Below are 18,825 nucleotides of genomic sequence, written 5' to 3' on the forward strand. Positions count from 1 at the left end.
GCATGGTGGCCTTTTTTATTGTCGACACAAATGTTTTTTGAAATATTATATCTTTCTCAAATGTGTGTCTGGAAATAATAGATAGCGATCACGATATAGCGAATATTTTTGCTAAGCATGCGGGCGTAGTGATGAGAAGTGATAGGATATCGCCCAAAAATAGCAGGGAGGCGGTATGCGTGGGAAGTTACCGAAAACAGAACTACTCATCACGTTTGAGGCCGTAGCACGCCATGAGAGCTACACTCGTGCGGCAGAGGAGCTGGCGCTGACGCAGAGCGCTGTGTTTCGCCAGATGGCAGCGCTGGAGGCGTTTCTTAATATCGAGCTGTTTAGCCATGCCAAAAAACGTATTTTCCTCAATGAAGCGGGGAAATATTATCTCGACATGGTGCGGGATACATTAAATAAATTTGAGCGTGACACGCATGCTATTATGACCTGGCAGCCAACATCACGGGTAGTAGAGCTGGCGGTTAATCCTACGTTGAGCACCCACTGGCTTATTCCAAAGCTTGGTGAATTTAATAAAAGCTATCCCGATGTCGTAGTAAATATTAACTCGCTCGCCAGCGTAGGGGATTTTCTTAATCGCGACTATGATGCGGCCATCATGCGGGAGGATTTCTGCCTCCCACTGGCTCGGGTCGACTATCTCTTTGAAGAGGAGCTACTGCCGGTTTGCAGCAGAACGTTACCGGGCTACGCCGGAAGGAGGATAACGGTCGAACGGCTGCTGGATAGCTTTACTCTACTGCATCAGAGCACGCGTATTGAGAGCTGGGCCGAGTGGTTCTCCCTCTCCGGTATCAGCAGTCCCAGAGTAAAGCAGGGGCCGCGTTTTGACCTTATCTCGATGCTGATTGCGGCCGTTCACTCGAGGCTGGGCGTCGCGTTGCTGCCGCGCTTTTCTGTCCAGCACGATCTCGATAACGGCAGCATGGTCATTCCGTGTGATATGCCCATGCGTACCGGCAATCGCTTTATTCTGACCTGGCGGGACAACGGCGTGGAGTCAGGCGGAATGCCGCTCTTCCGCGACTGGCTACTGAAAAAGTCAGCGGTCGAGCGGCATGCGCTACTTCAGGCTTTGTGACGGGCAGCGGTGACAGCAGTGATGCTGCTCAAACTGCTGGTAAAAATTATGGCCTTTATCATCTACCAGGATAAAAGCAGGCATATCTTTTACCTCCATCATCCACACCGCCTCCATGCCCAGTTCGGCATACTCTACGCAGCGCAGACTCCTGACGTACTCCTGTGCCAGCAGCGCCGCTGCGCCACCGATGCTGCCCAGACTAAAACCGCCGTGTCTGGCGCAGGCGTCGGTCACCTGCTGGCTGCGGTTGCCTTTCGATAGCATCACCAGACTTCCGCCAGCGGCCTGAAAGGCATCCACATAACCGTCCATCCGGCCACCGGTTGTTGGCCCCAGCGATCCTGAGATGCCCCCCTCCGGCGTCCTGGCGGGGCCAGCGTAGTAAACAATATAGTTCTTCATGTACTCGGGCAGGGCCACACCTGCGTCAAGCCGGGCCTTCAGTTTGGCATGGGCGATATCCCGGGCGACAATCAGAGGACCGCTCAGGGAGACGCGTGTCCCCACCGGATAGCGTGACAGCTCGGTCATGACTTCATTTAGCGGTCGGTTCAGATCGATTCTGATTTCGTTCGTGTGGCGAGGCACACGCAGCTTGTCGGGAATAAACCGTCCCGGATCGCGCTCCAGCTTCTCCAGCCAGATCCCGTGGCGATTGATTTTAGCTTTGATGTTACGGTCAGCGGAGCAGGAGAGGGCCAGCGCAATCGGGCACGAACCGCCGTGACGTGGCAGACGAATTACCCGGATGTCGTGGGCAAAATATTTACCGCCAAACTGCGCACCGATGCCCAGCTCCCGGCTGGCGTTAAGCAGCGTTGTCTCCAGGTGCAAATCGCGAAACGCCCGGCCAAGCTCGTTGCCGCTGGTGGGCAGCGTATCGTAATACCTGGTCGAAGCCAGCTTGGCCACCTTCAGGGCCTGCTCGGCGGAGGTGCCACCAATAACAAAAGCGATATGGTATGGCGGGCAGGCAGCGGTGCCAAGCGCCTGCATTTTGGCCACTAAAAAGGGGATGAGTTTTTCCGGAGCAAGAATAGATCTGGTCTCCTGAAACAGCGCTGCCTTGTTAGCCGAGCCGCCGCCCTTGTTGATAAACAGAAACTGATATTCGTCCCCTGAGGTTGCCGCGATATCAATTTGCGCGGGCAGGTTAGTACCGGTGTTTACCTCAGTGTACATATCCAGCGGTGCGTTTTGTGAATAGCGCAGGCTGTGCTCCTGAAAGGTTTCATAGATCCCCTGGCTTAACGCCTCGGCATCGTTGCAGCCGGTCCAGATCGACTCTCCTTTTTCGGCTACGATGGTCGCAGTGCCGGTATCCTGGCAGTTGGGGAGGATCCCCCTGGCCGACACCTCGGCATTACGCAGTAGCTGCAGGGCAACATAGCGATCGTTGTCGCTGGCCTCAGGATCGTGCAGGATCGACGCGACCTGCTTAATATGCGCGGTACGCAAGAAAAAAGAGGCTTCATAAAAGGCCTGCTTCGCCAGCAGCGTTAATCCTTTTGGATCGACGGTAATTAGCGTTTTATTATCTGCTTCGTTGACCGATACATGTTGGTCGCTAACCAGATAATACTCGGTTGAGTCTTTATCACGAGGAAAAGGTTCTTGCCAGATAAAAGGTTTACTCATAATGGTTTCTCATTAATCTGTTTATTATAACCGCGCCAGCTGCGACACTTTGCCACGGCATCCCTCCCCAAAATGTTCACCCTCCCAGCGGCTAACAAGTGCAGCACCCATTGCGTTACTCATTACGTTGGTAGCAGAGCGGCCCATATCGAGGAAGGGATCGACACCCATCAATAAAATCAGCCCGGCTTCCGGAATATTGAACTGGTTGAGGGTGGCGGCGATAACCACCAGCGAGGCGCGCGGCACCCCGGCCATGCCTTTCGAGGTCAGCATCAAAATAAGCAGCATGGTGATCTGCTCCCCCATGCTGAGATGAATATTGCACGCCTGAGCGATAAAAATAGTGGCGAAGGAGCAGTAGGCCATCGAGCCGACGAGGTTAAATGAGTAACCAATCGGCAGAACGAAGCTGGCAATTTTCGGCGAGACGCCAAACTTCTCCAGCGCCTTCAACGTACCGGGAAAGGCCGCTTCCGAGCTGGAGGTGGTAAACGCCAGCAGGGCAGGTTCAGAGATCCCTCTGGTTAAGCGGAGAACGCAGGGACCAATAGTGGCGAAGGAAGCCCCGATCAGGATGACCCACAGCAGTCCAAGGGTCATATAGAACTCGCCCATAAAGATCCCGGCGCTGACCAGCACGCCCAGCCCGCGTTCTGCGATCATGGCGGAGATAGCGGCAAACACCGTGAAGGGGGCAAACAGCATAACGTAGCCGGTAATTTTGAGCATGACCTCAACCAGCGAGTCCAGCACATGGACAATGGGGGCACCCTTTTCACCAATAGCGGCCAGTCCGCAGCCTAAGAAGATAGAGAAGACGACAATCTGCAGCACCTCATTGCGGGCCATAGCGTCAACGATGCTGGTGGGAATAGCGTGTGAAATAAAAACCTTAAAGGTAAATGGCTCAGACTTCAGCGCCGCCACGCTGGCAGCATCGTGGGCAACAAAGTTAATTCCGTCACCCGGCTGGAAAATATTGACAATAACCAGGCCTAAGGCAATGGAGATCAACGAGGCGCAAATAAACAGGAGCAGAGTTTTAGAGAAAATTCGCCCCAGCGTTTTTGCATCGCCCATTTTTGCAATCCCAACCACCAGGGTTGAGATAATTAACGGCGCGATGATCATTTTAATTAGCCGCAGAAATATTGCGGTCAATATAGATATGTCCTGTGAGTAGGTCTTAGCTGTCTCTGCCGTGGCTACAGTATTAATAATAAATCCGGCAATAATACCCAGTACCAGACCCGCGATAATCATCGTGGTTAAGCTTTTCGACTTCATTTTCACTCCATCGGATTGAGGCGCTGGTAGCGCAAAGATTAGGTTTTCAATTTTGTCTAATGACCAGCAAGTTTTAGAATGGGGTACGCAGCGGCGTACCCCGTAGAGGGTTATGGTTATCTGCGTTAAATATCAAAAACGATGTCCAGTAACGGCGCATGTTGCTGTGCGCCATAGACGTCGTTATCTCCTCTGTTACCCGAGACGGTGCTCCTCGGTAAAATAGCTTTGACAGCGTTGGCCGGATCGAACCAGATAAGACGGGGAAGGTGCTTCTCATCAAGATTGTACAGATCTGCAATAAGCTGCGCGGTCAACTGCCCGGAGGCTTTAACCGCCAGATAGTCACTCTGCTGTTTAAAGAGAATATCCAGTACCAGCTCATAGGGTCCGGCATTTTTAGACCGGATAACTAAGGCCAAAGAACGTATGGACTGTTTCATGCCTGTACTCCTTCCGGCGTGACCTGTTCAAGGAAGAAGGGAAACTGCAACGCCTCGCTCGCTTCAATAAGGTGATAGATAGAGAATTCATAGACCGCGCCGCACTGGACGTCCGAGGGCGAAAAGGGGAATGCTAAATTGCCTGCCGTGGCGATCCGGCCATCGTAGCCGTAGTGCAGCAGCGTTGAGCGCACCAGCGAGCAGACGCTGTTAGCAAGCTGCTGGTGAGGGGCTACCACATCGAGAACAATCCCCAGTTCGTGTCCGGCCTGCGGTAGGGGTTCATGATCGCCCATCACGCCGTTTTTGCCGTAGAGATGGAAGGTGATGCGGATCTCTTCTGCATTTAGGCTCAGGTTGCCGACGACGCTGGACTTCACCTCCTCGAGGATGGTCTCAATCCCGGCAATCATGATAGGATCGCGGACCCCGGCGATGGTCAGACAACGGTAGCCTACCAGCCGAGCGCCCTCGAGTTTTAACCGGTAGGGCGTGGTCTCGTGGCGCGAGCCGCTGACGTAGACCTCTCGCTCATTGACCGCTTTGAAGGTACAGGCCTGCAAATTAAGCATGCCGCCCGGGCCGGGTAGAAAGTAGGGGTCTGACTTTTCATACAGCGTATGGGCCGCCGCCGAGGTTTCGGTAAACTTCCGCTTCGGGTTAAACACTTTCAGGGTGAAACCCTGTTCGTCAAGGATCCCCATGGCGCAGTCCGATCCCGATCCTGGCGTGGCGGCAATAGCGGCGCACTCAAGGATCTTCCCACAGTGCAGCGCCAGCCCCTCATCAAAACCCTGCATCATCGGCAATGCCGCAAAGCAGGCCGGATCGTATGCCCGGCCGCCCAGCACCACTTGTGCACCGGCCGCCAGCGCCTGCTGAAAAGGTTCGACGCCCATCTGCGCGACGATGGAGGTACTGTCATCAATATCCTGATGGGTTAGCGGCGGAACAAAGTCGAGGGCGGTGATGTTGCCTGCATCCAGCGCCTGGTGAACAATCTCCTTATCAACGTCTGCGGGTATCGTTGCGAGGGTGAATGAAAGCTGCTCTTCACGGGCGATCTCCAGTACGATCTCACGACACCATGCGAGATGCGGAGCTGCGCCTGAGCCGCCCGCCGTACCAATAACCACCGGAATACCCTGCTTAACGCCGGCCGAGATCATGTAGCGCAAATCGCGCTTCACCCCGGCGCGATCGGTAAAAGGTTTTCCCGCACCAAGATAGTGTGGACCAGGATCGGACGAGCCTGCATCCACGGCGATCAGATCCGGCGATTCAGCCAGCGCGCTTAAAAAGCTCTCTTCCGGAAAGCCGTAGCCGAGAATAGCGGTCGGGGACAGGATCTTAAACGTCTTTGCCATCGCTTAGCTCCTTGCCTGAAGGAGCGCAAGGGTGCGCTGCATTTCGTTGAAGACAATGTTAAGACCCTCATCGAAACCCATGCCGGGCTTAATTAACATACGCATGGGACGGGCGGCGAGAGCGACGTGAACGCAGGTTCTGGCGCTTACCTCCGTCTCGTTACAGGTCCCGCCCTGGTAGGCCTCCATGCCGTGCTTGTTGCAGTAGAGCACCGCATCAACAATATTGTGGATGCTGCCCAAATCGGGCGTCTTAATCTGCACCATGTGACAGCTGCCAGCGTCGGTAAAGTCAACGATATCCTGATAGGTGTTGCACCACTCGTCGGCAACGATTTTGACCTTAGATCCGAGCTTCGTCAGCTCGCGGGTGATTGCCGTCAGGAGGCGGATCTGATCGGCTTTGTTACCTGCATCAACTGGCCCCTCAATATAGAGCGGCAGACCCTGAGTCTCTCTCTCCAGGCTGGCGATATAGTGCGCGCAGCGCTGCGGGTCTTGATCGAATATCAGGCCAATCGTGCCGTAGACATCAATGTGCAGGGTAGGGTGATAACGCGGACTGGTGCGCAGCGTCATTACGCGGTTTGCCAGCTAGCGTACGTATTCGCGTAGCTTTTCACCGTCGTGGCCCAGCTTCTCTTCCACATTATTAATCAGTGCGTGGGGCAGGACGTTAACGCCCTTGAGGATCATTTTATCGACGGCGATGTAGCGATCATCTCCGCTTTGACCAAAGAGCGGGATTGGCTCGGCAACCGTAGGCAACTGCCACTCGTCAGCAATAACCTCCGTTTTTAGCCGGCCCGTTGCCAGTGCGGCGGCATCCAGCAACGCCTGTGACAGGCCATAGCGAACCGCGGTGTACAGCAGTTTGCCTTCAATACGCAGGTTGTCAAAAAAGCGCGCGTTGGGCAGGAAAGCCTGCACGTCGCGACCCTCAAGTAGCGGCTTGATATGATCGTTAAGCCACGGGATAAAATTTGCCGCCAGGAAGAGGGGATCGCGCCCACCGGCCCCGGAGTACTGCACCGCCGCACAGTCACCTACGGCAACGGCCCCGTTCTCCAGGATCAGCTGCACGCAGACGCACTCTCCGGCCTGGCGTACCGAAGTGAAGCCCGGCGTCACCGGTTGGCCGGTATAGATAAAGCCGTCATGACCGGCACCGTTCTTGATGGCTTGCTGATCGTCAAAGTAGAAGGAGGAGTAACCTGCGGTAAAAAGCGCCTGTTTAATTTTCATTCTGGTCTTCCTATTAACTTGCTGTGGGATACGGCATTGATATCGTCAACAACCATCTGGAATGAGGCGGGGCGGCGTTCAAAGCTGGCGCGCGCGGCAACAAAGTCGTGGTGCATCGCCAGAATGTCATTCGGTAACGGGACGGCACCGGCCTCCAGGATGCGAATCGCGCCTGCGTTGTCGCGCACCGGGGTCATCTTGCCTGCGTTACAGGCTGCCGGTGCAAAGGGGATATCCAGAACGCCCGCTTCAAAGGCCAGCACCGTGCCGCGAGCGATATCACCTTTACCGAGGGCAAAGACATGGTCCAGTACAGCGCGCACCTCGCGTTTGATCAGCTCCACCTCCAGATCGACGGCGCGGCAGGCGGGGAAGGGCTGATCGCGGACCATGTTAAGCATCTGGCGCGACGCCTTTAGCCCCTGGGCATTAGCGGCAGCGGTAGGAATACCGAAGGCTTCATGCGGGCTTTTGGTGATGACTTTGGTTGCCCCCGCCATGCCGGCAACGGCTGCGCCCCAGGCGATGACGGAAAACGCTTTTGATTCATCCTCCGGGAAGCCACCCATCCACTGATGGAAGACGGTGCTTAACTCATAGTCTTCGTAGCCCTGCTGGCGGAAATAGTCATGAGAGAGTTCGCGCAGCGCTTTAACGGCGGCAACGTCCTGCGTGAGACTCCCCACCTGGCCATAGCCAACCGTAATAGAGCGTACACCCTGCTCCAGCGCCAGTAAGCCTTCAATGATGGCAACCGCATGCGACATAAACGGTGGGATCAGCGTGCCGGTCAGGGGGCCAAACGGCTCGCGGTTAATGCGGATGCCGTGCTCTTCATACAGGCCAATCAGGCGATCGCAGTACTGCCAGTCGCGCAGGGATTTTTCGAGCGTGACGCGTTTTGCGTAGGGAATGTTGTAGGAGATGCCGCCCCCCTCGTAGCTGGTAAACCCGCTGGCGATGGAGATCTCAGCCAGCAGCCGGGCATCTGGGGTACCGTGTCTGACCTGGAGCGGCTTCTGCAAGGATTCGGTCAGGCGACGGCAGGCGGCAACCCCGTGATTCACTACCGGTAAGCCATTGAGTTTTGAGGTGCCTGCTTCGATCGATTTTTGAATACCCACCGCAGCCTCTTCGTAACGATTCAGGCGGGTGTAAGCATCGATGGTGGTGGGCAGCAGATCGCACTCCTGCTCCAGCACTTTAAGCAGGGCAATATGCTCGTCCAGCAGCGCCACGCCTGCACGAGGCTGGCTGAGAGTAATACCCTCCTCATCCGCCATGCGCAGCGCACGGGCGAAGTTTTTGGCCTCAGGTATGGTCTGCTGGTACTTTACGCCATCTTCGAAATGGGTAACGTCCTTCCCGGTAGGCCAGGTGTCCAGAACGCCTTGCCGCTCAGACATAAAATCGTCATGAGATATCTTTTTATTGCTGAGTTCCATTCGTTGCTACCTTGGGTTTGGGGTTAAACAGTGAATGCTGGCGAGCGCAGCCGCCTGGGGATAAAGCCTTGCGGCATTAGCCAGCAGGGGGATCAGGCCTTTTTCATCACGGTAGTAATCAAACTGCGCGGGCAGCAGGATCCGGTTGCCGCGAGCATCGAGATCGCGATATTTAAGCCAGCGATGAATATCAAACGACGCCGCGCGCGATAGCCAGCCGCCGGAGCCGACAATTTTGCGTATGGGGGTAAGATCGCGCCCGGTTTGCAGATCGACCGTGCCAACGCAGGTGGCCACCGCTTTTTTTGTTCCCGCATGGCGTTCGCTGGCATAGGCTACGCATAGCCCGGCCAACAAGGTATCGAAGCGGTGCTCTTCAGAACTGGCAGGCAGAGCGCCGGGGCAGGCAACGAGTTTGTCGAGATAGCGATAAAACGCGCTGTGCAAGTCGGGCTGCGAGGCAAAAAGCGTATCGATAAGCATTCTGGTGCTTTCGCCTACTACCGCCGCAGAGACCCGCATCCCTAAGTCACCCTCAACGGTGCGTTTGACAAAGGGCTCAGGCAGGCCGTGGAGAACGGTGTCCGGAGAGAGGGTATTGGCGCAGGCGGAGTAGACATCAGTGGTTGCACCTCCCATATCAATCAGCATAAATGACTGCCAGGCATCATCATGCTGGCTCATTAGCTTAACCAGCTCAAACACCGTCCATGGCGTAGGCATAGGGGCTTCGCCAGTCTCATCGACGATAATGTCCAGTCCTTTTCCCTTCACGATACGGGATAGAAAGATGTCACAGATCGCCTGCCGGGCGGGGAGGGGGTTAGGCGAATCCAGCTCGGGCAGAATGTTATCCACTACGGTGAGCTGCTTATGCGCCAGCAGCTGCTCAACCTCGGATTGAATATCCCGATTGCCGGCGTAGACAATCGCGCACTCCAGCCCCGACGCGGCAAGCAGTCGCGCATTGTCCAGGCCATAGCGCGTCTCTCCTCCGTCTGTACCTCCGGCGAACAGCAGGATATCGGGTGGGGAGGCCTCAAGCTGGCGTATATCCTGCGGCGTTAGCTTGTAGGCATAATAGTGGGTGAGTTTGGCCCCTGCCGAATGGGCGGTCACCTTCGCCGCTTCAAGGGTAATAGAAGGCACTAAACCCATTGCAGCAACGGCCAGTCCGCCTTTAGCTGAAGAGGAGTACTTAAGCGTGACGTCGCCGCGTCTAAGCAGCGACCTGGCATCCGAGACCTCCAGCAGCTGGTTCAGGCTGGCAAAAAAACCGTCGGCAAGATGTTGGGTGGTGGTTGGCGTGACCGCCTGATTAAGAAGCCTGAGGGTGTTATCACCTCTCATTTCAAAAAGAGCAGCCTTGGTCCAGGTTGAACCAATATCAACGGATACCGTACGCATCACACAACCTCTTCCGGCTGTGGGCGGCAATTGGTTAATTTATTGTTAATATCAGTAGCTATTAATTGGCAGACGTCTTCTAAATCGTGGCTCGGAGAAAAAACGCGATCGAAGCCCATGGCTCTAAATTTGTTCTCTATCTCAGTAAAGTCGTGTTTACCGACCACTAAATTGCCGCCGACGTAAAGTAAAACCTCGCCAATCCCACGTTCAATACAGCGCTCACGTAAACCCAGGCAGTCAATATCGCCATGGCCGTAAATAGAAGAGACCACAATAGCATCGGCCCCGGTTTCGATCGCGGCATCAATGTACTCATCCTGACTGACCATCACGCCGAGGTTGATCACCCGAAAGTCGTGGGCGGCAAAAACGCGATCCAGAACCTTGTTACCAACGGCATGGCAGTCGGCTCCAATTACGCCAATAACGAGCGTTGCTTTTTTCATGGTGCATCCTCAATTAATTTATCGCCAGAATGTGCATTAGTCAGACATAAAAGCACAAAGGCATGGAATAGCGGGAAGTGTGAGGTGAGGGTAGGCAAGAGGCAATTGATCTATTTTCAATAGCTCTTTCTCTAAAAGAGTGATTTATCTTTTGTTAATATGTAATGCAAGTAAAAACATGTGGTTATGTGATTTATTAACCTTGTCATTAATAATAAGTTGAGATTCAAACTTATTGGTATAAATGATAAATTGTGAGCTTCTTCTAAAAATAGAGTTGCGCTTACTGAGCATTGATAAATAGTTAATAAAATTAAGGTGTAAATATAATTAAATAGTATGCATTACGCTAACGCACTATTGAAGCGTGATTGCGGATACATGCCTGCGTTGGCATAACACTATTTTTTAACCATCATGCGTTTGTTGGAACATATTTTTAACATATCTTTTACCATGTGAACCATGGAGATACATAATTAACAATTAGGGTAAAAATTGATTTAGATCAATATTTAAAGCATGGAAAAAATTTCTAAAAAACGTTAAATTGTCGCTGATCAAAATGGTCGAAAAGTTGTAAACTGGCGATAAATTGATCCCCGTCGAAAAACGTAAAAAAGGTTTATTAAAAACCTATTTATTGTAAGGGATTTGCGGCGTAATATATCGCGAGATCAATTTGGGATTTTTATTAACCTGTCTGTAACTTTTCGTTGCGGCTGTCTGCGCTTATGCGTACCAGTCCCAGTGAAAAGCAATAGATAATTTTGTATTGGGGCATGTGTGTGGACCCTCTCTAACGGGGTTTGCTCTCGAAGTCTTCATGCGATGCGCAAGGAGTCATGATGTTAGATATAGTCGAACTGTCACGCTTGCAGTTTGCCTTAACCGCGATGTACCACTTCCTGTTTGTCCCTTTAACGCTTGGTATGGCGTTTCTGCTGGCAATCATGGAAACGGTCTACGTTCTTTCCGGCAAACAAATCTATAAAGATATGACCAAGTTCTGGGGCAAGTTGTTTGGTATCAACTTTGCGCTGGGCGTGGCCACCGGTCTGACCATGGAGTTCCAGTTCGGGACTAACTGGTCCTATTACTCTCACTACGTAGGCGATATCTTTGGTGCACCGCTGGCCATCGAAGGCCTGATGGCGTTCTTCCTTGAATCCACTTTTGTTGGCCTGTTCTTCTTTGGCTGGGATCGCCTGGGCAAAGTACAGCATATGGCGGTTACCTGGCTGGTTGCGCTGGGGTCTAACCTCTCTGCCCTGTGGATCCTCGTAGCAAACGGCTGGATGCAGAATCCGATCGCATCGGATTTCAACTTCGAAACCATGCGCATGGAGATGGTCAGCTTCTCTGAGCTGGTACTTAACCCGGTTGCCCAGGTGAAATTTGTTCACACCGTGGCGGCGGGCTACACCTGCGGCGCGATGTTTATCCTTGGCATCAGCTCCTACTATCTGCTGCGTGGCCGCGATGTGGCGTTCGCCAAACGCTCCTTTGCCATCGCTGCCAGCTTCGGCATGGCTGCCGTACTCTCTGTTATCGTACTGGGCGATGAGTCCGGCTATGAGATGGGCGACGTACAGAAAACCAAACTGGCCGCTATCGAAGCCGAGTGGGAGACTCAGCCAGCTCCGGCCGCGTTTACCCTGTTTGGTATTCCGGATCAGGATAAGCAGGAGAACAATTTTGCTATTCAGATCCCGTATGCGCTGGGCATTATCGCCACGCGCTCCGTTGATACGCCGGTTATCGGTCTGAAAGATCTGATGGTGCAGCATGAAGAACGTATCCGTAACGGGATGAAGGCTTATCAGCTGCTGGAAGAGCTGCGCGCGGGGTCGACTGACCAGAACGTGCGTGACCAGTTCAACAGCATGAAGAAAGACCTCGGCTACGGCATGCTGCTGAAGCGCTATACGCCTAACGTCACCGATGCCACCGAAGATCAGATCAAGCAGGCTACGCAGGACTCCATCCCACGCGTTGCGCCGCTCTACTTTGCGTTCCGTATTATGGTGGCCTGTGGCGTGCTGATGCTGCTGATCTTCGCTGTCTCCTTCTGGACTGTTTGCCGTAACCGTATCGGCAGCAAATCCTGGCTACTCCGCGCCGCGCTGTACGGTATTCCGCTGCCGTGGATTGCTATTGAGACCGGCTGGTTTGTTGCAGAGTATGGCCGTCAGCCGTGGGCGATTGGTGAGGTGCTGCCGACCGCAGTGGCTAACTCTTCGCTGACAGTAGGTGACCTGCTGTTCTCTATGATCCTTATCTGCGGCCTCTATACGTTGTTTATGGTGGCGGAAGTGTTCCTGATGTTCAAATTTGCTCGTCTTGGGCCGAGCAGTCTGAAAACGGGTCGCTACCACTACGAGCAGGCTAACGTTCAGACCGATACTCAGTATGGTCAGTCCACCGTTGCTTCTCAGCCGGCACGCTAAGACAGGAGTCGTCACATGATTGATTATGAAGTATTACGTTTTATCTGGTGGCTGCTGGTTGGCATTCTGCTGATTGGCTTTGCGGTCACCGACGGCTGGGATATGGGCGTGGGGATGTTAACCCGCTTCCTGGGTCGTAACGACACCGAGCGCCGGATTATGATCAACTCCATCGCTCCACACTGGGACGGTAACCAGGTGTGGCTGATCACCGCAGGCGGGGCGCTATTCGCGGCCTGGCCGATGGTCTACGCCGCTGCCTTCTCCGGCTTCTATGTCGCGATGATCCTGGTGCTGGCCTCGCTGTTTTTCCGTCCGGTCGGTTTTGACTACCGCTCGAAGATTGAGGATCCGCGCTGGCGTAACATGTGGGACTGGGGCATCTTTATCGGCAGCTTCGTGCCACCGCTGGTGATTGGCGTTGCCTTCGGTAACCTGCTGCAGGGTGTACCGTTCCATATGGACGAATACATGCGCCTCTTCTACACCGGTAACTTCTTCCAGCTGCTGAACCCGTTTGGTCTGCTGGCAGGCGTGGTGAGCGTGGCGATGATCCTGACGCAGGGTGCAACCTACCTGCAGATGCGTACCGCAGGCGAAGTGTACGTGCGCTCCCGTGCTACCACTCAGGTGGCGGCGCTGGTGACCATGGTCTGCTTCGCACTGGCAGGGGTATGGGTGATGTTCGGTATCGACGGCTATGTAGTGACCTCTACTATCGATCATCACGCCGCGTCTAACCCGCTGACCAAGCAGGTTGCACGTGAAGCCGGTGCCTGGCTGGTGAACTTTAACAACACGCCGATCCTGTGGGCAATCCCGGCGCTGGGCGTTGTGCTGCCGCTGTTTACCTTTGTTGCAGGTCGTCTGAACAGATCGGCATGGGCGTTCCTCTTCTCGTCCCTGACGCTGGCATGCATCATTCTGACCGCAGGCATTGCGCTGTTCCCGTTCATCATGCCATCCAGCACCGTGCTGAACGCCAGCCTGACCATGTGGGATGCGACATCGAGCCAGATGACATTGAACCTGATGACCTGGGTCGCAGCGGTCTTTGTACCGATTATTCTGCTCTACTCCTCATGGTGCTACTGGAAGATGTTCGGTCGCATTACCAAAGAGCATATTGAAAGCAACACGCACTCTCTGTACTAAGTAAGGAGCATACAATGTGGTATTTCGCATGGATTTTAGGAACGCTTCTTGCCTGTGCATTTGGCGTAATTACCGCCCTGGCGCTAGAGCACGTTGAAGCGACCCAGGCAGGTAAAGAAAAAGCCTGATGGAACCTATTATCGCAAAACTCTATGCGGTAATGGACAAGGGCCCGCTCAGGGCCCTTTCCTTAGTGATGGCGTTGGTGCTGGCAGGCTGCATGTTTTGGGATCCTACCCGTTTTGCAGCGAAAACCAGTGACCTGGCAATCTGGCATGGTCTGCTGATGATGTGGGCCGTCTGCGCAGGCGTGATCCACGGAGTTGGGTTCCGTCCGAAAGCCGTGCACTGGCAGGGGATCTTCTGCCCGCTCATCGCCGATATCGTCCTTGCCGTTGGGCTTATCTTTTTCTTCTTTTGAATGAGAAATGTCCGTTAACGATATGGGCTTGCACAAGCCCATAAATTTTTACGCTGCGTTTACTTCAACCCATTCCAAACCACCTTTCCCCCGCGTATAGTAGCAGCGTTTGAACGCTCTACTTATATTGCATTACCGGGATGTAAAGTGAATACAACGTTATTTCGATGGCCGGTTCGTGTGTACTATGAAGATACCGATGCCGGTGGTGTGGTTTACCATGCCAGCTACGTCGCTTTTTACGAGAGAGCACGCACGGAGATGCTACGACATCACCACTTTAGCCAGCAGGTTTTGTTGGCCGAGCGGGTAGCATTCGTGGTACGCAAGATGACGCTGGAGTATTTTGCACCCGCCAGACTCGACGATATGCTCGAAGTCCAAACGGAAATTACATCAATGCGTGGAACCTCTCTGGTCTTCACGCAGCGGATCGTCAATGCAGAGAATATCGTGCTGAACGAAGCTGAGGTACTGATTGTCTGCGTTGATCCACTCTTAATGAAGCCTCGTGCGCTTCCCAAGTCTATTGTCGCGGAGTTTAAGCAGTGACTGACATGAACATCCTTGATTTGTTCCTGAAGGCAAGCCTTCTGGTCAAACTTATCATGTTGATTTTGATTGGTTTTTCTATCGCATCCTGGGCAATCATTATTCAGCGAACGCGTATTCTTAACGCTGCTACCCGTGAAGCCGAAGGGTTCGAGGACAAATTCTGGTCCGGTATCGAGCTTTCCCGCCTCTATCAGGAGAGCCAGGGCCGCCGTGAAAACCTGGCCGGCTCAGAGCAGATCTTCTACAGCGGATTTAAAGAGTTTGCTCGCCTGCACAGGGCGAACAGCCATGCGCCGGAAGCCATCGTGGAAGGGGCATCACGCGCGATGCGTATCTCCATGAACCGCGAGCTGGAGACCCTGGAGACGCACATTCCATTCCTTGGAACCGTTGGCTCCATTAGCCCGTATATCGGTCTGTTTGGTACGGTGTGGGGGATTATGCACGCCTTTATCGCGCTGGGCGCGGTGAAGCAGGCGACGCTGCAGATGGTTGCGCCAGGGATCGCGGAAGCGCTGATCGCTACCGCCATCGGCCTGTTTGCCGCCATCCCTGCGGTTATGGCCTACAACCGTCTGAACCAACGCGTCAATAAGCTTGAGCTGAGCTACGACAACTTTATGGAAGAGTTCACCGCAATTCTGCATCGTCAGGCGTTTACCAGCACCGAGAGCAATAAGGGGTAAGCCATGGCCAGAACACGCGGTCGGGGTCGTCGTGAGCTGAAGTCCGAGATCAACATTGTACCGTTACTCGACGTACTGCTGGTGCTGCTGCTGATCTTTATGGCAACGGCACCCATCATCACGCAGAGCGTAGAGGTGGATCTACCGGATGCGACCGAGTCGCAAACCGTCAGCTCCAATGACGATCCGCCGGTTATCATTGAGGTTTCCGGCGTGGGTCAATACAGCGTGGTAGTGGAAAAAGATCGTATGGATCAGCTGCCGCCGGAGCAGGTGATTGCCGAAGCGCAACGTCGCCTGCAATCCAATCCGAAAACGGTCTTCTTAATCGGTGGCGCGAAAGAAGTGCCTTACGATGAAATAATTAAAGCGCTGAACCTGCTCCATAGTGCGGGCGTGAAGTCGGTTGGCTTAATGACCCAGCCTATCTAATCCGCTGCTGAGCAGGCAGACAGTTTTTGGGAACCGAGAGTGTCAAAGGCAACCGAACAAAACGACAAGCTTAAACGGGCAATCATTATTTCAGCAGTGCTGCACGTCATTCTGTTTGCAGCGCTGATCTGGAGCTCGTTTGATGAGCATATAGATGCCTCTGCGGGCGGCGGCGGTGGCTCGGCCATTGACGCCGTCATGGTCGATCCCGGCGCGGTCGTACAGCAGTACAATCGTCAACAGCAGCAGCAGGCGAGCGCGAAGCGTGCAGAAGAGCAGCGTGAAAAACAGGCGCAACAGCAGGCGGAAGAGCTGCGTGAAAAGCAGGCCGCCGAGCAGGAGCGTCTGAAACAGCTGGAAAAAGAGCGTTTGCAGGCGCAGGAGCAGGCGCGCGAGCAGGCCCAGCAGCAGAAACAGGCTGAAGAGGCGGCAAAGCAGGCGCAGGAAAAACAGAAGCAGGCTGAAGAAGCCGCGGCGAAGGCAGCGGCGGATGCAAAAGCGCAGGCCGATGCCCAGGCGAAGGCAGCAGAAGAGGCGGCACAAAAAGCCGCAGCGGATGCGAAAGCCAAAGCCGAAGCCGACGCGAAAGCAGCGGCTGATGCGGCGAAGAAAGCGGCGGCGGATGCGCAGAAGAAAGCCGAAGCCGACGCGGCGAAGAAAGCGCAGCAGGACGCCGAGAAGAAAGCCCAGGCCGAGGCCGCTAAGCAGGCAGCCGAGAAAGCCGCTGCTGAAAAAGCGGCCGCAGCAGCCGAGAAGGCTGCCGCAGCGAAAGCTGCGGCGGCAGAAAAAGCGGCTGCCGAGAAGAAAGCGGCTGCCGAAAAAGCGGCGGAAGAGAAAGCCGCTGCTGCCGCCGAGAAGGCTGCTGCTGCGAAAGCCGCGGCGGCAGAAAAAGCGGCTGCTGAGAAGAAGGCTGCCGCTGAAAAAGCTGCCGCAGACAAAGCGGCGGCAGCCAAAGCTGCCGCGGCGAAAAAAGCCGCAGCAGCTGAGAAAGCGGCTGCGTCAGACGTTGACGACCTGTTCGGTGACCTGAGTTCAGGTAAGAATGCGCCGAAAACAGGTGGCGGCGCGAAAGGAAGCGGTCAGCCTGCTAAAGATAGCGGAACAAGCGGCGCTAATGGTGGCGCATCAGGTGCCGATATTAGTGCCTACGCTGCGCAAATTCGTAATGCTATTCAGAGTCGGTTATACGGAGCTGACCTATATGCAGGTAAATCCTGTGTGTTGCATATTAAGCTGGCACCAGATGGTCTGTTGCTAAACGTCACGCAAGAAGGTGGGGATCCAGCGTTATGTCAGGCTGCTCTAACCGCTGCAAAAACAGCCAGGATCCCTAAACCGCCTAGCCAGGATGTTTATGAGAAAGTAAAAGACGCCAAACTGGACTTTAAACTGTAATGTTTTTCCCACTAAAAATGGGAAAAACAGGCTAAGGTTGTGGTTGGGTATCGATTGTTTGTTTATTTGAGTTTGTTAACATTCTGCTAAATTATCGTGGGTAATGACTCAGATAAGGGAGATATGATGAAGCAGGCATTACGCGTAGTAGTGAGTTTCTTTATGCTGTGGGCAGCTATGCTGCATGCAGAAGTACGTATCGAGATCACCCAAGGGGTGGACTCGGCACGCCCGATTGGCGTTGTTCCTTTCCAGTGGGCAGGTCCTGGCGCTGCGCCTGAAGATATCGGCGGCATCGTTAGTGCCGACCTGCGCAACAGCGGCAAGTTTAATCCGCTGGATCGCTCTCGCCTGCCGCAGCAGCCGGGTAGCGCCCAGGAAGTTCAACCAGCAGCATGGTCTGCGCTGGGGATTGATGCCGTAGTTGTTGGGCAGGTTACGCCTAACCCGGACGGTAGCTACAACGTGGCCTACCAGCTGGTTGATACCGGCGGTGCACCGGGTACCGTGCTGGCTCAGAACTCCTATAAAGTGAACAAGCAGTGGCTGCGCTACGCGGGCCATACCGCAAGTGACGAAGTTTTCGAGAAACTAAGCGGTATTAAAGGTGCGTTCCGTACCCGTATCGCCTACGTTGTACAGACCAACGGCGGCCAGTTCCCGTATGAGCTGCGCGTCTCTGACTACGACGGCTACAACCAGTTCGTTGTTCACCGTTCACCGCAGCCGCTGATGTCACCGGCATGGTCTCCGGACGGCAGCAAGCTGGCCTACGTGACCTTTGAGAGCGGTCGTTCTGCGCTGGTGATCCAGACGTTGGCTAACCGTGCAGTACGTCAGGTTGCTTCGTTCCCGCGTCACAACGGTGCACCGGCATTCTCTCCGGACGGTACCAAGCTGGCGTTTGCCCTGTCGAAAACCGGTAGCCTGAACCTCTACGTGATGGATATTGGCTCTGGCCAGATCCGTCAGGTGACCGACGGTCGCAGCAACAACACCGAGCCGACCTGGTTCCCGGACAGCCAGAACCTGGCCTTTACCTCTGACCAGGCAGGTCGTCCGCAAGTATATAAAGTGAATGTTAACGGCGGTGCTCCGCAGCGTATCTCCTGGGAAGGTTCTCAGAACCAGGATGCTGACGTCAGCAGCGACGGCAAATTTATGGTAATGGTCAGCTCCAACGGTGGGCAGCAGCACATTGCCAAACAAGATCTGGCAGCGGGTGGCGTACAAGTCTTGTCGTCAACGTTCCTGGATGAAACGCCAAGTCTGGCACCTAACGGCACTATGGTAATCTACAGCTCTTCTCAGGGGATGGGATCCGTGCTGAATCTGGTTTCTACAGATG

General features: G+C 54.3%; 17 protein-coding genes and 1 pseudogene. 10 read left to right on the forward strand and 8 right to left on the reverse strand.

The window, feature by feature from the left end; genetic code table 11:
• Positions 1–175: 175 nt before the first annotated feature.
• Positions 176–1,096 carry a LysR substrate-binding domain-containing protein gene (locus RTM13_RS08265; RefSeq protein ID WP_312211593.1) on the forward strand — a complete coding sequence of 307 codons (921 nt, stop codon included), beginning with the start codon at positions 176–178 and terminating at the stop codon, positions 1,094–1,096.
• Here the strand turns inward: RTM13_RS08265 and RTM13_RS08270 are convergent.
• The 8 genes and pseudogenes from RTM13_RS08270 to glmS all read right to left on the reverse strand — a co-directional run bounded on the left by RTM13_RS08270 (position 1,079) and on the right by glmS (position 10,383).
• Positions 1,079–2,737, reverse strand: coding sequence for a class I fumarate hydratase (locus tag RTM13_RS08270; protein WP_312211594.1), 1,659 nt, complete (start codon positions 2,735–2,737; stop codon positions 1,079–1,081). The two genes, RTM13_RS08265 and RTM13_RS08270, sit on opposite strands and share 18 nt — an antisense overlap.
• A 24-nt stretch (positions 2,738–2,761) precedes the next feature.
• Entirely contained in the window at positions 2,762–4,027 is a 1,266-nt protein-coding gene (locus RTM13_RS08275; RefSeq protein ID WP_312211595.1) for a dicarboxylate/amino acid:cation symporter, read from the reverse strand.
• A 125-nt stretch (positions 4,028–4,152) separates the two neighbouring features.
• Complete coding sequence (locus RTM13_RS08280) at positions 4,153–4,470, reverse strand: DUF4387 domain-containing protein (RefSeq protein ID WP_312211596.1); 318 nt, start codon at positions 4,468–4,470, stop codon at positions 4,153–4,155.
• A complete protein-coding gene (locus RTM13_RS08285; RefSeq protein WP_312211597.1) occupies positions 4,467–5,837 on the reverse strand; it encodes an acyclic terpene utilization AtuA family protein in 1,371 nt (456 codons plus the stop codon). The genes RTM13_RS08280 and RTM13_RS08285 overlap by 4 nt, the downstream gene beginning before the upstream one ends.
• Before the next feature lie 3 nt (positions 5,838–5,840).
• Positions 5,841–7,082, reverse strand: a pseudogene (locus tag RTM13_RS08290) (methylaspartate ammonia-lyase).
• The gene (locus tag RTM13_RS08295) at positions 7,079–8,527 is read right to left on the reverse strand and encodes a methylaspartate mutase subunit E (protein ID WP_312211598.1); all 1,449 of its coding nucleotides are present in this window, start codon (positions 8,525–8,527) and stop codon (positions 7,079–7,081) included. Before RTM13_RS08295 ends, RTM13_RS08290 begins: the two are co-directional and overlap by 4 nt.
• Before the next feature lie 6 nt (positions 8,528–8,533).
• On the reverse strand, positions 8,534–9,934 hold the full coding sequence (gene glmL / locus RTM13_RS08300) for a methylaspartate mutase accessory protein GlmL (RefSeq protein ID WP_312211599.1): 1,401 nt from the start codon (positions 9,932–9,934) through the stop codon (positions 8,534–8,536).
• The gene (gene glmS, locus RTM13_RS08305; RefSeq protein WP_312211600.1) at positions 9,934–10,383 is read right to left on the reverse strand and encodes a methylaspartate mutase subunit S; all 450 of its coding nucleotides are present in this window, start codon (positions 10,381–10,383) and stop codon (positions 9,934–9,936) included. Before glmS ends, glmL begins: the two co-directional genes overlap by 1 nt.
• Before the next feature lie 848 nt (positions 10,384–11,231).
• On the opposite strand from glmS, the gene cydA reads away from it, so the two are divergent.
• From cydA to tolB, 9 genes are all read left to right on the forward strand, one after another.
• Positions 11,232–12,833, forward strand: coding sequence for a cytochrome ubiquinol oxidase subunit I (gene cydA / locus RTM13_RS08310; protein WP_312211618.1), 1,602 nt, complete (start codon positions 11,232–11,234; stop codon positions 12,831–12,833).
• 15 nt (positions 12,834–12,848) lie between these two features.
• Positions 12,849–13,988 carry a cytochrome d ubiquinol oxidase subunit II gene (gene cydB / locus RTM13_RS08315; RefSeq protein ID WP_312211601.1) on the forward strand — a complete coding sequence of 380 codons (1,140 nt, stop codon included), beginning with the start codon at positions 12,849–12,851 and terminating at the stop codon, positions 13,986–13,988.
• 14 nt (positions 13,989–14,002) lie between these two features.
• Positions 14,003–14,116 carry a cytochrome bd-I oxidase subunit CydX gene (cydX, locus tag RTM13_RS08320; protein ID WP_103819808.1) on the forward strand — a complete coding sequence of 38 codons (114 nt, stop codon included), beginning with the start codon at positions 14,003–14,005 and terminating at the stop codon, positions 14,114–14,116.
• Positions 14,116–14,409: a cyd operon protein YbgE gene (gene ybgE, locus RTM13_RS08325; RefSeq protein ID WP_312211602.1), complete on the forward strand. Its 294-nt coding sequence runs from the start codon at positions 14,116–14,118 to the stop codon at positions 14,407–14,409. The genes cydX and ybgE overlap by 1 nt, the downstream gene beginning before the upstream one ends.
• Before the next feature lie 147 nt (positions 14,410–14,556).
• Positions 14,557–14,961: a tol-pal system-associated acyl-CoA thioesterase gene (gene ybgC / locus RTM13_RS08330; RefSeq protein ID WP_312211603.1), complete on the forward strand. Its 405-nt coding sequence runs from the start codon at positions 14,557–14,559 to the stop codon at positions 14,959–14,961.
• Positions 14,958–15,650: a Tol-Pal system protein TolQ gene (tolQ, locus tag RTM13_RS08335; RefSeq protein WP_103819805.1), complete on the forward strand. Its 693-nt coding sequence runs from the start codon at positions 14,958–14,960 to the stop codon at positions 15,648–15,650. Before ybgC ends, tolQ begins: the two co-directional genes overlap by 4 nt.
• A 3-nt stretch (positions 15,651–15,653) precedes the next feature.
• Entirely contained in the window at positions 15,654–16,082 is a 429-nt protein-coding gene (gene tolR / locus RTM13_RS08340) for a colicin uptake protein TolR (RefSeq protein WP_103819804.1), read from the forward strand.
• 39 nt (positions 16,083–16,121) lie between these two features.
• Positions 16,122–17,477: a cell envelope integrity protein TolA gene (tolA, locus tag RTM13_RS08345; protein WP_312211604.1), complete on the forward strand. Its 1,356-nt coding sequence runs from the start codon at positions 16,122–16,124 to the stop codon at positions 17,475–17,477.
• Positions 17,478–17,603: 126 nt separating this feature from the next.
• Positions 17,604–18,825 (forward strand): Tol-Pal system beta propeller repeat protein TolB (gene tolB / locus RTM13_RS08350; protein WP_312211605.1); only part of this gene is annotated, 1,222 nt, incomplete at its 3' end.

The organism is Pseudescherichia sp. (genome assembly GCF_031979925.1).
Classification (GTDB): domain Bacteria; phylum Pseudomonadota; class Gammaproteobacteria; order Enterobacterales; family Enterobacteriaceae; genus Pseudescherichia.

Bases quoted from the DNA above. Each gene is read 5' to 3' on its own strand.
- RTM13_RS08275 (WP_312211595.1), bottom strand. From the start codon at position 4,027: ATGAAGTCGAAAAGCTTAACCACGATGATTATCGCGGGTCTGGTACTG.
- RTM13_RS08280 (WP_312211596.1), bottom strand. From the start codon at position 4,470: ATGAAACAGTCCATACGTTCTTTGGCCTTAGTTATCCGGTCTAAAAAT.
- tolR (WP_103819804.1), top strand. From the start codon at position 15,654: ATGGCCAGAACACGCGGTCGGGGTCGTCGTGAGCTGAAGTCCGAGATC.
- cydX (WP_103819808.1), top strand. From the start codon at position 14,003: ATGTGGTATTTCGCATGGATTTTAGGAACGCTTCTTGCCTGTGCATTT.
- glmL (WP_312211599.1), bottom strand. From the start codon at position 9,934: ATGCGTACGGTATCCGTTGATATTGGTTCAACCTGGACCAAGGCTGCT.
- glmS (WP_312211600.1), bottom strand. From the start codon at position 10,383: ATGAAAAAAGCAACGCTCGTTATTGGCGTAATTGGAGCCGACTGCCAT.
- cydB (WP_312211601.1), top strand. From the start codon at position 12,849: ATGATTGATTATGAAGTATTACGTTTTATCTGGTGGCTGCTGGTTGGC.
- RTM13_RS08265 (WP_312211593.1), top strand. From the start codon at position 176: ATGCGTGGGAAGTTACCGAAAACAGAACTACTCATCACGTTTGAGGCC.
- cydA (WP_312211618.1), top strand. From the start codon at position 11,232: ATGTTAGATATAGTCGAACTGTCACGCTTGCAGTTTGCCTTAACCGCG.
- ybgE (WP_312211602.1), top strand. From the start codon at position 14,116: ATGGAACCTATTATCGCAAAACTCTATGCGGTAATGGACAAGGGCCCG.
- RTM13_RS08295 (WP_312211598.1), bottom strand. From the start codon at position 8,527: ATGGAACTCAGCAATAAAAAGATATCTCATGACGATTTTATGTCTGAG.
- RTM13_RS08270 (WP_312211594.1), bottom strand. From the start codon at position 2,737: ATGAGTAAACCTTTTATCTGGCAAGAACCTTTTCCTCGTGATAAAGAC.
- RTM13_RS08285 (WP_312211597.1), bottom strand. From the start codon at position 5,837: ATGGCAAAGACGTTTAAGATCCTGTCCCCGACCGCTATTCTCGGCTAC.